The following is a 13,064-nucleotide window of genomic DNA, read 5'->3' on the forward strand; positions in this document are numbered from 1 at the left end:
TCGCCGCTGTCGCCGCAGGGGCCCCCGCTGGGGGTGCGGCCCTGGCGGATCGCCGCCGGGATCTGCCTCGGCGCGGCCTGTGCGGTGAAATGGTCGGGGATCTTCTTCCTGATCGCCTTCGCGGTCATGAGCCTGATGTGGGACATGGGCGCCCGCCGTGCCATCGGCCTGCGCGAGCCGTACAAGGCGACGTTCGCGCGGGACGTGCCCTCCTGGCTGGCCGCGGTCGCCGCCGTGCCCGCCATCGCCTACGTGCTGACCTGGACCGGCTGGTTCGTCACCGCCAACGGCTGGGGGCGCAACTGGGACCAGGCCACCTCCTCGGGGCCGGCCTTCTTCGTGGTCGACTCGGTGCGGTCGTGGCTGAAGTACCACTTCGAGGTGCTGGGCTTCCACAGCGGACTGGACGACTACCACCAGAACATGTCCGACCCGTGGACGTGGCCGGTCCTGTTCCGGCCGGTGTCGTTCCACTACCCGGCCGGGCTCCCGCCGTCGGCGTGCGGGGCCGACAGCTGCTCACAGGCCGTGCTGGGGGTCGGCACCCCGGCGCTCTGGTACGGCGCCCTCCTGGCTCTGCTGGGCCTCGTCGTCTGGTACGTCGCCCGCCGGGACTGGCGGGCAGGGGCCGTGCTGCTCACCTACGCCGCGGGCTGGCTGCCCTGGGTCTACTACGCGACCGCGCAGAACCGGACGATGTACCTGTTCTACATGATCCCTCTGGTGCCGTTCATGGTGCTGGCCCTCACCCTGGTCGCCGGTCTGGCGCTGGGCAAGGCCGACGCCGAGCCGGCCAGGCGGGCGGCCGGGGCCGCCGCCGTGGGGGCGTTCGCGCTGATCGTACTGATCAACTTCTGGTGGTTGTATCCGGTTCTGTCGGCCGAGACGATCCCGCACCCGGACTGGTGGGCACGGATGCTGATGGACTCGTGGGTAGCGCCCGCACCGAAGTGACGCCCCTGCGCAGCGTGATCGCGGCCGCGATGCAGGCCAGCGGCACGGCCGGCAGCACGTAGCGGTAGTCGAACTCCGCCGTCGCGGCCGGCGCGAGCAGCAGCCCGAACGCGCCCAGCCACGGCAGCAGCACCGGGCCGCCGAACGAGCGCCAGCGCACCACGATCCCGTACAGGCCGACCAGCATGATGCCGCCCAGCATGATGCCGCGCAGGTAGAACACCTTCTGGTAGCCGGACATGATGTCCGCCCACGGCGAGACGATCCTGGTCTCCGGCGGGCCGGCCTCGTAGGCGAACGCGTCGGTGTCGGTCCGGCCCTGGTAGGAGGGCCAGTTGGGCAGCCGCTTGGGATTGCCGGTGCTGTCCAGCTCGTAGTACGGCTTGAACTCGTACATGTTGTACGTCGCGGCGTCGGGGAAGCGCGGCCGGCCCCAGTGGAAGGCGCGCAGGAAGTCGCGGGCCACGACCTGCAGATAGTCGCCGGGCTGCGACACGATCGCGCGGATGGCGAACGCGCTGGCCGCGTCGTTGGTGATGTCGGTGAACTTCTTGCCGCTGCCCCACCGGTGCAGCACCTCGCCGGTGCCCTGGCCGTCGCCGCTGCCCTGGCCCCACAGGTACCACTGGGCATAGTCCTTGCGCTGGTGCACCGGGTCGTTGATGCACAGCAGGACGAGCTCGACCTCTTTGTACTTGTCGATGTCCATCTTGTCGCAGTCGGCGAAGATGGCCGTGCGCATGTAGAGGATGAGCCCGTCGCTGTTGGTCATCGCGAACTTGCCGAAGCTCGCCGCGAACCAGCTCATGTACGCCACCACCGGGATCGCGCACGCGGTCACCACGGCCACCACCGGCTTCCACCCGGTCCGCTTGATGAGCAGGTAGACCACCACGAGCGCGAGAATCGGCAGGCCGATCGAGCGGGTGAGCCAGGTGAGCGCCAGCAGCAGGCCGACGACCGCGCCGACCTTCCACGACATCCGCCGGTGCCACAGCACCAGCGTGATCACGCCCACGACCAGCAGCGTGAACATGGCGTCGGACATGATCAGCTGTTCGAGCTGGATCTGGTAGGCGTCGAACAGCACCGGCGCGGCGGCCAGCGTGGCGCCCCACTTCGGCAGCGCGAACTTGCGGCGCAGCAGAGCGTAGATCAGCACCGCCGTGGCCAGCCCCATCAGATGCTGCGTCAATGTGACCAGAGTGAGACTGTGGAACGGCTTGAGCAGCAGCAGCCAGAACCCGTAACCGTCGGGCCGGATCGGGTGTGGCCTGGGGTGCAACGCCACCGAGATGTACTCGTAGGAGTCGTTGAACCACATCGCCGGGCCGTAGCCGAGCATGGTGACGATCCGCAGCAGTCCGCCCAGGGCGAAGGCTGCGGCGAACACCCGATGCCGGCGCAGGAAAGACCGTGCACGAGCTATCCGACCAGGGGCGGAGTAGTCCACAGGGGTAATCTCCGCGACGCTCACCATGCTGTAAAGAATGCCAGTCGTTTCCTGGACTTGCCCCGACCATTCCTGGGCACAGGGCATGATGGTGTGCTGGAAGAGCCTTAAATGAAGGGTTGAGACGTGGAACTGACGGTGGTCATGCCCTGCCTCAACGAGGCGGAGACCGTGGAAGTCTGTGTGCGCAAGGCACTGGCGTGCATGGCGGAGCACGGTATCGAGGGCGAAGTCCTGATCGCCGACAACGGCAGCACGGACGGCTCGCAGCAGCTCGCCCGTGAGGCGGGGGCCCGCGTGGTCCACGTCGACGAAAAGGGCTACGGCAATGCTCTGATGGGTGGCATCCGGGCCGCTCGCGGCACCTACGTCATCATGGGCGACGCCGACGACTCCTACGATTTCACCTCGTTGATGCCTTTTGTGGAGCAGCTCCGTGATGGAGCCGACCTGGTGATGGGCAATCGGTTCAAGGGCGGCATCGCGCCCGGCGCCATGCCCCCGCTCCACCGCTATCTCGGAAACCCGGTGCTGTCGTTCGTCGGCCGGCTGTTCTTCCCGTCGGCCATCGGCGACTTCCACTGCGGACTGCGCGGGTTCCGCCGCGACTCGATCCTCAACTTGCAGCTCCAGACGGGCGGCATGGAGTTCGCGAGCGAGATGGTGGTCCGTTCCACGCTGTCCGGCCTGGACGTGCGCGAGGTGCCGACCACGCTCTCGCCCGACGGCCGCTCCCGCCCGCCGCACCTGCGCTCCTGGCGTGACGGCTGGCGTCACCTGCGCTTCCTGCTTCTCTACAGCCCCAAGTGGCTCTTCTTCATCCCGGGTGTCCTGCTGATGGTGGTGGGCCTGGTCGCGGGCACCGCCCTGACCTTCGGCCCGGTCGAGATCGGCGAGCTGGCCTTCGACGTCGACACGCTGGTCGGCGCGTCGGCCGCGGTGGTGATCGGCTTCCAGGCCGCACTGTTCGCGCTGTTCACGAAGGTGTACGCGGCCGAGGAGGGCTTTCTGCCCGAGTCGCCACGGGTGCGCAAGCTCATCGACATCGTCTCGCTGGAGAAGGGCCTGGTGGTGGGCGGCCTGCTGGCGCTGGCCGGCCTGGTCGGCCTGGTGATGTCGCTCGTGCACTGGCAGGTCCGCAGCTTCGGCGCGCTGGACCCGCGCGAGTCGCTGCGCCTGGTCGTGCCGTCGGCCACGGCGCTCATCATGAGCTTCCAGACGATCTTCGCGTCGCTGTTCATCAGCATCCTGGGCATCCGGCGCACCCGCGAGTCCTCCATCGACGTGGCGGCCAAGGCGGCGGAGGAGGCGGCCGAGGCCATCTCCCGCGAGGAAACCTCGGCGGGCTCGCGCTAGCGGTTCCGTTCGAGACGTGGGGCGGCGGCCCGTAGGCTTGGACTCATGTCCCAGCACATTCTGACCGCCGTCGCGTGGCCCTACGCCAACGGCCCCCGCCACATCGGGCACGTCTCCGGGTTCGGCGTGCCCTCTGACATCTTCAGCCGCTACCAGCGGATGGCGGGTAACAAGGTGCTGATGGTCTCCGGCACCGACGAGCACGGCACACCCATCCAGGTGCAGGCCGACAACGAAGGCGTCACAGCCAAGGAGCTGGCCGACCGCTACAACCGGGTGATCGCCGAAGATCTCACCGGGCTGGGGCTGTCCTACGACCTGTTCACCCGCACCACCACCAAGAACCACTACGCGATCGCGCAGGAGATCTTCAAGGGTCTCTACGACAACGGCTATATCTTCCCCAAGATCACCATGGGCGCCATCTCCCCGTCCAACGGGCGGACCCTGCCCGACCGCTACATCGAGGGCACCTGCCCCATCTGCGGCTACGACGGGGCGCGCGGCGACCAGTGCGACAACTGCGGCAACCAGCTCGACCCGATCCAGCTGATCAACCCGGTGAGCCGGGTCAACGGCGAGACGCCGATCTTCGCGGAGACCGAGCACTTCATGCTCGATCTGCCCGCCTTCGCCGAGGTGCTGGGCTCCTACCTGCAGTCCAAGCAGGGCGAGTGGCGGCCCAACGTGCTCAAGTTCGCCCTCAACCTGCTGGGCGACCTGCAGCCGCGGGCGATCAGCCGCGACCTCGACTGGGGCGTGCCGATCCCGCTCGACGGCTGGCGCGACCAGCCCAACAAGCGGCTGTACGTGTGGTTCGACGCCGTGGTGGGCTACCTGTCGGCCTCCATCGAGTGGGCCAGGCGCTCCGGCGACCCCGAGGCCTGGCGTCAGTGGTGGCAGAATCCCGACGCCCGCGGCTACTACTTCATGGGCAAGGACAACATCGTCTTCCACGCCGAGATCTGGCCGGCGATGCTGTCCGGCTACAACGGCGTGGGCGCCAGGGGCGGCTCACCCGGCTCCCTGGGCGCGCTCGACCTGCCGTCCGAGGTGGTCTCCAGCGAGTTCCTGACGATGGAGGGCAAGAAGTTCTCCTCCTCCCGCCAGGTCGTCATCTACGTGCGCGACTTCCTGGCCCGCTACGACGCCGACGCGCTGCGCTACTACATCGCCGTGGCCGGCCCTGAAAACCAGGACACCGACTTCACCTGGCAGGAGTTCGTCAACCGCAACAACGGCGAGCTCGTCGCCGCCTGGGGCAACCTGGTCAACCGGTCGGTCTCCATGGCGGCCAAGAACTTCGGCTCGATCCCCGAGGCGGGCGAGCTCTCCGACGCCGACCGGGCGCTGCTGGAGCGCTCGCGCAACGCCTTCGGCCCCGTCGGCGCGGAGCTGCGCCGCTCCCGGTTCAAGAACGCCATCACCGAGGCGCTCGACGTGGTCCGCGAGGCCAACAAGTATCTGGCCGAGCAGGAGCCGTGGAAGCTCAAGGACGACACGGCCCGGCAGAAGTCCATCCTGCACGTCGCCCTCCAGGTGGTGGACGACGCCAAGACCATGCTGACGCCGTTCCTGCCGGGCTCCTCCAACAAGGTCTACGCCATGCTCGGCGGCCAGGGCGTCTGGTCCGGCATGCCGGAGATGCGTGACGTGGACGAGGACGGTGGCGAGCCGTACCCGGTGATCACCGGCGACTACGACGGGGCGGCCCGCTGGGAGCACCAGCCGATCAAGCCGGGCACCCCGCTCGCGCCGCCCGTGCCGCTGTTCAAGAAGCTCGACCCCAAGGTCGTCAACGAGGAGCTCTCCCGCCTGGGCGAGTGAAGTCGTAGTCGGTGAGGGAGACGGCCTCGGCCGTCTTCCGCACCGACCTGGCCATCATCTTCTTCCACGGCAGGTACGGCAGGACCTTGTAGTTCTTGTCCATGACCCAGGCCATGAACCGGCTCTCCGGCACCATCCACTTGCTCGCCCCCTGCCCCATCTTCTGGCAGCCGTCGGCGTAGTCGCGCATCACCCGCTCGTAGCGGGCGAACGCCGCCCGATGGTCGCCGCCGGCGGCCGCGAGCTCGCCAGCCAGCACGTACGCTCCGACGATCGCCAGCCCGGTGCCCATGCCCGACAGCGGCGACGGGCACCAGGCGGCGTCGCCGAGCAGCGCCACCCGCCCGCGTGACCAGCGGTCCATGCGGATCTGGCTGATGGAGTCGAAGTAGAAGTCCGGTGCCCGCCCCATCTCGCCGAGCAGCCGCGGCGCCTCCCAGCCGACGCCCGCGAACGCCTCGCTCAGCAGTCGCCGCTGCTGGGCGACGTCGCGCCGGTCGTAGTCCAGCGGCGGCGAGGCGAACCAGAACACGGCCCTGGCCTCGGCGTTGTCCCTGGCGCTGTAGGAGCTGACCATCTTGCCGGGCGTGCTGTACGTCAGGCCGCTGTGGTCGAGCCCGAGGTGGTTGGCCGTGGTGAAGACGGCGCAGTACAGGCCCAGATGGTGGTTGTAGTCCTCCTCCGGGCCGAAGGCCAGCGCGCGCACGTTGGAGTGCACCCCGTCGGCGCCGATCACCAGGTCGAAGTGGCGCGTCGGGGCCTGTTCGAAGGTGACCTCCACCTTGTCGCCCTCCTCGGTGAGCGAGGTGATGCAGTCGCCGAAGACGTAGGTGACGCCGTCACCGGTGGCCTCGTACAGGATGCGGGCCAGATCGCCGCGCAGGATCTCCACATCCCCGGCGAACAGGTCCTCGGGCATGGCCGTCAGCTTCTTGCCCGCCTCGTTGACGCTCCACAGGGCGCCCATGTGGGTCTGCTCGCGCTCGACGTCGGCCAGGACGCCCATCCTGCGCAGCACGGTCAGGTGCGCCTCGCCGCGGAAGTCGACGGCGTAGCCTCCGTCACGCAGCTCGGGCGCCCGCTCGACGATCGTGATGGTGTGGCCGGACTGACGCAGCCAGTGGGCCAGGGCCGGGCCGGCGACGCTCGCGCCGGAAATCAGGATGTCCATGCCCGAGAGCGTGCTCGGCCCCGCTCACCGTGACCTCACCTACCGCTCACCGGTGAGCATCTCCATCGAGCGCCGCGGTGAGGCGTCGACGACCGCGGCGGAGACGCCGACCAGCCGGCAGACCTCCTCGTACTCCAGCTGCGCCCCCTCCTCCCGGGCCCGCGCGAACCCCTGCTCCCCGAGCACTTCCCGCGCCGCCGCACCCGTCCGCGTGTTCTCGGGCACGTCCACGCCGCGCATGGCGGCCGCCGCCCCGAGCAGGCGGGCAGCCCGCTGCGCGGCGGCGTGACCGGCGGCGCGGAGCTCCAGGGCGGCCAGGGCCTCGATCGCGCCGGCGCAGTCCGGTAGCGCGCCTATGGCGACCGCCACCTCCACCGCATGCACGTAGGCCGTCCGGGCGGCGTCGACGTCGCCGTCGGCCTCGGCCAGCCCGCCCATCCCCACCAGCAGCCGGGTCCTGCTGCCCACGCTCTTCAGCCAGTGCGGGTCCGTCAGCCGCAACGCCTGCTCGTACAGCCCGCGCGCCCCCGTCAGGTCGCCCTCCCTGAACGCCGCGTCACCGAGCCCGCGCAGCGCCGAGGCCACGTACGTCGGCAGGCCCGCCCGCCGGGCCAGCTCCGCCGCGCGCTCGTAGTCGGCTCTGGCCCTGGCCAGATCGTGGTCGATGCGCTGATCGCCCCGGTTGCAGAGCAGATCGGCCAGTGCCTCGGTCGCGCCGAGCTGCTCGGCGAGCGCCAGCGCCTCCTCGGTGTGGGCCAGCGCGGTCCTCTCGTCGCCCCGGATGCCCGCGAGCCAGGCGAGCGCGTCGAAGACGTTCGCCGCCCCCCAACGGTCGCCCAGCCCCCGGAACCCGTCCAGCGCCGCCACCAGCCCCTCCTCGGCGGCGGCGAAGTCACCGGCGGCCATCTGCGGGTAGGCCCAGATCAGGCCGGAGACCGCCCGCTCCCACGGGTCCGGGCTGCCGGCCGCTCGCCCGATCACCGTCAGAGCGGCTCGGGCGTCGCTCGACCCGGCCGTGATCATCGGCCACAGGAACGTGATCAGCGGCCGCCGCCGCGAACCCGATCCGCTCACGACCATCGCCCGTGCGGCGGAAAGGTAGCGCTCCCACGAGAGAGCCTCGCCGGTGCCGCCGGCCGCCGCAGCCAGCAGGCAGAGCACGTAGTCGTCGCCGAGCGCCGGGTCGGGCTCGGGACCGGCCGCCTCCAGCAGGGCGAGCGCGGGGGCGGCGCCGATGCCACGCATGCCGCGCATCCACAGGTAGGACGACTGGGCCGCGAGCAGTCGCATGCCGAGCTCGACGGCGCCGGATTCGGCGGACCAGCGCAGTGCGGCCTGCAGATTGTCATGCTCGGCCGTCAGCTTCTCCAGCCAGTCGAGCTGCTCGGACCGGCGCAGGTGCGGGTCGGCCTCCTCGGCCAGGGCCAGGAAAAGCTCCGCGTGGGCACGCCGGACGGCGGGAGCCTCGGCGCCGAGCCGTTCGGCGCAGAATGCGCGGATGGTGTCGAGCATCCGGTAGCGGCCACCGGCCGCCTCGACGAATGACTTGTCGGCGAGCGAGTCGAGCACATCCTCGGCATCGTGCGGCGACCGCGCGCACACCTGGGCCACGGCCGCGGCGGTCGCTCCGCCGGAGAAGACCGTCAGGCGCTCGGCCATCTCCTGCTCGGCCTCCGTCAGCAGGTCCCAGCTCCAGGCCACCACGGCGCGCAGCGTCTGGTGGCGGGCGTCGGCCGTGCGGCTGCCACGCGCCAGCAACCGGAAGCGGTCTTGGCCGGCGAGGCGTTCGGCGATCTGCGCCGCCTCGTGGGTGCGCGTCCGGGCGGCGGCCAGTTCGATCGCCAGCGGCAACCCGTCGAGCGCGCCGCAGATCCGTTCGACGGCCTCGTCCGGGGTGAACCCCGGCCGGACCGCCGCCGCCCGCTCGCTGAAGAGCCGTACGGCGTCCTCGGGGGCGAGCGGACGTACGGGCCACAGGTGTTCGGCCGTGACGCCCAGAGGCTCCCGGCTCGTCGCCAGGATCCGCATCCCGGGGCAGGCGGTGAGCAGCCGCTCGGCCAGCACCGCCGCATCGGTCACGAGATGTTCGCAGTTGTCCAGGACGAGCAGCAGCGGGCGCTCTCCCACGGCGGCGATCAATCGCGCCATCGTGGCGGGCTCGCCGCCGGGCGGAACCGCGCCCGCCGTGCCCGTGCCCGCGACCGTGCCCGCGCCGGTGCCGGTGCCTGTGCCTGTGCCCGCGACCGTGCCTGTGCCCGCGACCGCCGGGCCGCTCAGGAGGCCGCTCTCGCGTACGCCGAGCGCGGCGAGCACGATCCGAGGGATGCCGGCGCCGTCCGGGAGCGCGGACAGCTCGGCCAGGCAGGCGTCCGGATGCGACCGGGCGGCCTCCACCGCCAGCCTGGTCTTGCCCGCGCCACCCGGCCCCAGCAGCGTCACCAGTCGCGCCGAGCCGAGCAGCCCGCGTACGCCCGCCACGTCCGCGTCCCGGCCCACGAAGCTGGTCAGCCTGGCGGGCAGGCCGGGGCCCGGGGTGTCACCGCGGAGCAGGTCGCGGTGCAGCTCCGCCAGCTCGGGTGCGGGGTCGGCGCCGAGCTCCTCGGCCAGCAGCCGCCTGGTCCGTTCGAACACCACCAGCGCCTCGGCCTGCCTGCCGTCGGCGTGCAGCGCCCGCATGAGCTGGCCGCGCGGCCGTTCGCGCAGCGGGTGGTGCTCGATCAGCTCCCTCAGCTCGGGGATGGCCGCGCGGTGCGCGCCCCGACGCAGGTCGGCCTCGATCCGGTCCTCGATCGCGGCCAGGCGCCGCTCCTCGAAAGGCACGGCGTGCGCGGGGCCGAGGTCGGCGACCGCCCGGCCATGCCACAGCGACAGCGACTCGCGCAGCAGCGCGGCGGCTCCGGCCGGGTCGCCGCCGGCGAGCGCCTGCCGACCGGCCTCGGCCAGCCGCAGGAACCGGTGCGCGTCCACGTCGTCGGGCTCCACGGCCAGCCGGTAGCCCGAAGCGGCCAGTTCGACCCGGACGCCGTCGCGGCGCAGCCTGGACACCTGAGACTGCAGGGCATGACGGGCGTCGCTGGGCGGCTGCTCGCCGTACAGGATGTCGATCAGCCGGTCGCGGCCGACGATCTCGCCGGGGCTGAGGAGCAGGCACGCCACGAGCGCTCGCCTGGCCTGGCCGCCGAGGGGCACTTCGGAGCCGTCCGCGCGCCAGGCGCGGGTGCTGCCCAGGATGGCGAAGCGCATGGACGCTACTTTAGATCGCGTGAGTACGATTCCCGCCGCGCCGGAGCCGCTGTCCGCGCAGGTGTTCGACAGTCACTGCCATCTCGACATCATGGTGGGCGACCGGCAGGCGTCCTCCGGCGATCCGGTGGCGCAGGCCGCCCAGGCCGCCTCGGCAAGTGTGCGGAGCATCCTGGACGACGCGCGGGCCGTGGGGGTGACGGGCCTGGTGACGATCGGCTACGACCTGCCGTCCTCGCGCTGGAACGCCGCCGTGGCGGCCGGGCACGAGGACGTGCACGCGGGGGTGGCCGTTCATCCGAACGAGTCGCACGCCGCCACACCGGAGGCGCTGGCCGAGATCGAGGCGCTGGCCGGGCGGCCCGAGGTGCGGGCGGTGGGGGAGACCGGGCTCGACTACTTCCGCGACTGGGCGACCAGGGACGAGCAGCACGCGAGCTTCCGGGCGCACATCGAGATCGCCAAGCGCACCGGCAGGGCGCTGGTCATCCACGACCGCGACGCGCATGACGACGTGCTGAAGGTGCTCGCGTCCGAGGGGGCGCCGCCGGTGGTGGTGTTCCACAGCTTCTCCGGCGACGCCGAAATGGCCAAAAAGTGTGTCGAGGCCGGATATTTCATGTCATTTTCCGGGCCGGTGACGTACAAGAACGCCGGTTATCTGCGTGATGCCGCGCGCGTCGCGCCCGTGGAGCTGATGCTGGTCGAGACCGACGCCCCCTACCTGCCGCCGGTGCCGCACCGCGGCAAGCCCAACGCGCCCTACCTCATCCCGCTCACCCTGCGCTGCCTGGCCGAGGTCAAGAATGTTCAACCGGATGAGCTGTGCGAGGCCATCAGCGCCAACGGAGTCACCGTCTTCGGCGAGTGGTGACCATCTTTCGGTGAAGTGACGCGGGCGGCCGGACGGCCGTCACTAGCGTCGGGCGCCTCATGTATTCCGGAGGTCGCCCGTGCGAGGAAAACGGCGTGCGCCGCGTCCCAAGATCCCCTGGCGTTCGCCGTGGACGCCGGTGATCTGCGTGGCGGGTCTGCTGTCCGTGACCGCCATCGCGGTCATCGGCAGCCTGGCCAAGGACGTGCTGCTGGTGGTCGACGGCAAGCCGATGGCGGTCCGCAGCTTCGCCGCGTCCGTGAGCGAGCTGCTCGGCGACCAGGGCGTGCCGGTCGGCGACCGCGATCTCGTCCGGCCGGCCGCGCAGGCGAGGATCGTCGACGGCGCCCGCATCGAGGTGCGCCACGCCCGCCCCATCAGGCTGACCGTCGACGGCCGCACCACCAACCGGCTGGTCACCGCCACCACCGTGCGCGACGCGCTGGCCGAGCTCGACCTCGCCCGGGCCGGCAAGCTGTCCGCGCCCAGGCACCGGCACGTACCGCTGTCGGGCATGTCGCTCACCGTCTACACCAGACGCACCGTGTACGTCTTCGCCGACGGCACCCGGCGCCGGACCACCACGACCGGCCGCACGGTTCGTCAGGTGCTCAAGCAGAGCGGCATCCCCCTCGAACCCGGCCATCTCGTACGCCCCGCGCCGGACACCTTCCCCGCCGAGGGCACCCTCATCACCGTCCTGCCTCCGCGCACCGAGCCGATCGAGCCGGCCGTCATGCAGCTGAACTGGGCGGCCCTGGCCCGGTGCGAGTCCGGCGGCGACCCGGTCGCCTACAACCCGAGCGGGCCCTACTACGGGCTCTACCAGTTCAGCCTGCCGATGTGGCAGCTCGTGGGCGGCACCGGCATGCCCCAGGCCTGGCCCGTGGAGGAGCAGACGTACCGGGCGCAACTCCTCTATCAGCGGGTCGACGGCAAGTGGAAGGGGCAGTGGCCCAACTGCGGCGCGCACCTGTTCGGCTCGTCAACCGGCCAGTGACACGCCGAAGTCGACCCCCTTCGTCGGCTGCACCGCCTCCAGCCCGTCGGAGTTGCGCGCCGCCACCGACACCTTGCCGTACGGGAGCCCGTCCGGCTGGCCCACGAACAGCTTGTTGCCGCTGAAGGCCAGCGCATGGCCGAACAGCCCGTCGGCAGGGGCGAACCGCCTGGAGTCCTTGCCGTCCGCGGCCGTGATGATCCGTACGCTGCCGCCGTAGGGTGCGCCGATGGCCAGCCTGCCGTCCGCCGAGGCCGCCAGCGAGAAGCCGAACGCCTCCTGGCCCGGTTGCCGCACCCGCGTGGTCGGGGCCAGCTTGTCGTCGTAGAGCTGGACGTACCCGGGGCCCGGAGCGCCCACCGCGGGGCCCACGCCGTCCACCCAGGCCACCGCGTAGCCGTACCTGTCGTCGGAGGCGTCCGTAGGCGAGTCCAGCTTGACGCTCACCAGCTCCTCCGCCAGCACGTCCGCCACGACCACCACCGAGCCCGAGTCCACCTTGCCGGAGTCCACCTGCTGACCCGCGCCGTCGTCGTTCTCGTACGGCACGCCGACGACCAGGCCGTTGCCCTGCCCGATGGCCAGCGACCAGCCGAACTGGTCGCCCACCTCGCTGTTGCCCCGCACGTCCGTGGACCCCTGGCTGATCCTGATCAGCTCGCCGCTGCCCCGGCGCACATAGACCGCGCCCGCGTCGGCGATCTGCCCGTCATCCTCATACGGTGCGCTGATCGCCACCAGGTCCCCCCGAGCGGCCATCGACCAGCCCAGGCGCGCGCCGCGCTGAGGATCGGGAGCGACGATCCGCTGCGTCGGCGGCGGCGCCGCGCCGCCGAAGATCACGTACGCCGCCCCGGCGTCCTCGCGTCCGTCCACATCGGTGTACGGCGCGCCCACGACCAGGTCGGCGCAGACGTCGCCGTTGACCTTCGCCAGCCGCACCGACCAGCCGAAGCCGTCGCCCTCCGAGAGCTCGGGCGCGGGCACCGGGACCACCTTCCCGCCGGACAGCACATGCACGGCACCCCGCTGCCCCTCCGCGAACGGGTCGCCCACGGCCACGTCGTCCACGCCATCGCCGTCGAAGTCGCTCGCCCCGGCGCAGGCCGCGCCGCTGGCGGTGGCGGTGGCAGTGGCGGCGGCCTGCGGGGCGAGCCAGGCGGCGGCCACGAGTAAGAGCACCGAC

The 13,064-nt window shown here is 71.2% G+C and carries 8 protein-coding genes and 1 pseudogene; 5 read left to right on the top strand and 4 right to left on the bottom strand.

Translation table 11 applies throughout. The features are described from left to right. Positions 1-954 (top strand): annotated as a pseudogene (locus ACTMTF_RS24500) (phospholipid carrier-dependent glycosyltransferase); the annotation flags it as partial. Here ACTMTF_RS24500 and ACTMTF_RS24505 read toward each other — a convergent pair. Next, positions 848-2,434: a hypothetical protein gene (locus ACTMTF_RS24505; protein ID WP_441112781.1), complete on the bottom strand. Its 1,587-nt coding sequence runs from the start codon at positions 2,432-2,434 to the stop codon at positions 848-850. The pseudogene ACTMTF_RS24500 and the gene ACTMTF_RS24505 sit on opposite strands and share 107 nt — an antisense overlap. 99 nt (positions 2,435-2,533) lie before the next feature. Between ACTMTF_RS24505 and ACTMTF_RS24510 the strand changes: the two genes are divergently transcribed. Next, positions 2,534-3,763 carry a glycosyltransferase gene (locus ACTMTF_RS24510; protein WP_441112782.1) on the top strand — a complete coding sequence of 410 codons (1,230 nt, stop codon included), beginning with the start codon at positions 2,534-2,536 and terminating at the stop codon, positions 3,761-3,763. A 45-nt stretch (positions 3,764-3,808) separates the two neighbouring features. Continuing rightward, complete coding sequence (gene metG, locus ACTMTF_RS24515) at positions 3,809-5,590, top strand: methionine--tRNA ligase (RefSeq protein WP_441112783.1); 1,782 nt, start codon at positions 3,809-3,811, stop codon at positions 5,588-5,590. On the opposite strand, the gene ACTMTF_RS24520 is transcribed toward metG, so the two are convergent. Both ACTMTF_RS24520 and ACTMTF_RS24525 read right to left on the bottom strand, forming a co-directional pair. Further along, positions 5,559-6,761 carry an FAD-dependent monooxygenase gene (locus ACTMTF_RS24520; protein ID WP_441112784.1) on the bottom strand — a complete coding sequence of 401 codons (1,203 nt, stop codon included), beginning with the start codon at positions 6,759-6,761 and terminating at the stop codon, positions 5,559-5,561. The two genes, metG and ACTMTF_RS24520, sit on opposite strands and share 32 nt — an antisense overlap. A 39-nt stretch (positions 6,762-6,800) precedes the next feature. Then, positions 6,801-10,004 carry a BTAD domain-containing putative transcriptional regulator gene (locus tag ACTMTF_RS24525; RefSeq protein WP_441112785.1) on the bottom strand — a complete coding sequence of 1,068 codons (3,204 nt, stop codon included), beginning with the start codon at positions 10,002-10,004 and terminating at the stop codon, positions 6,801-6,803. On the opposite strand from ACTMTF_RS24525, the gene ACTMTF_RS24530 reads away from it, so the two are divergent. Beyond that, positions 9,991-10,878 carry a TatD family hydrolase gene (locus tag ACTMTF_RS24530; RefSeq protein ID WP_441112786.1) on the top strand — a complete coding sequence of 296 codons (888 nt, stop codon included), beginning with the start codon at positions 9,991-9,993 and terminating at the stop codon, positions 10,876-10,878. The genes ACTMTF_RS24525 and ACTMTF_RS24530 overlap by 14 nt on opposite strands. A 79-nt stretch (positions 10,879-10,957) precedes the next feature. Next, a complete protein-coding gene (locus ACTMTF_RS24535) occupies positions 10,958-11,878 on the top strand; it encodes a ubiquitin-like domain-containing protein (RefSeq protein WP_441112787.1) in 921 nt (306 codons plus the stop codon). Here the strand turns inward: ACTMTF_RS24535 and ACTMTF_RS24540 are convergent. Continuing rightward, positions 11,864-13,060, bottom strand: a complete 1,197-nt coding sequence (locus tag ACTMTF_RS24540; RefSeq protein WP_441112788.1) for a hypothetical protein — start codon at positions 13,058-13,060, stop codon at positions 11,864-11,866. The genes ACTMTF_RS24535 and ACTMTF_RS24540 overlap by 15 nt on opposite strands. Positions 13,061-13,064 lie beyond the last annotated feature (4 nt).

This window comes from Nonomuraea sp. ZG12 (assembly GCF_052068115.1).
Taxonomy (GTDB): Bacteria; Actinomycetota; Actinomycetes; order Streptosporangiales; family Streptosporangiaceae; genus Nonomuraea.